At 48.7% G+C, this 224-nt stretch carries 1 protein-coding gene; it reads right to left on the bottom strand.

Going from position 1 to position 224, the window contains the following annotated elements:
* Window positions 1–224: THUMP domain-containing protein (locus CHH91_RS19405; protein WP_286160866.1), on the bottom strand; the 224-nt coding region annotated here is incomplete at both ends.

Here is a 224-nt window from a genome sequence, read left to right as displayed (position 1 = left end):
ATGCCCGCCTAGCAGAGACTTTAAACGTTTTAGCATCTGGATGCTCGGTAAGCATAAAGAGTGCCCCTTTTTGCATGGCTTCTAACTCATTCTCCACTCTTAAGGCAAGGCTGTATGATTGAATGCCAAATACATTGGCTAGTGCTGCAGCAACTGGCTCATGGTCGGTGCCGTTTAGTTCGACGACAATCCGCCCAAACGTCCGCTTCGCTTGTACCTTTGGA

Source organism: Virgibacillus sp. 7505, from assembly GCF_002272135.1.
Lineage (GTDB): Bacteria > Bacillota > Bacilli > Bacillales > Amphibacillaceae > Terribacillus.
The sequence above is the reverse complement of the archived record's forward strand: the minus strand, read 5'-3'. Positions and strand labels throughout refer to the sequence as shown.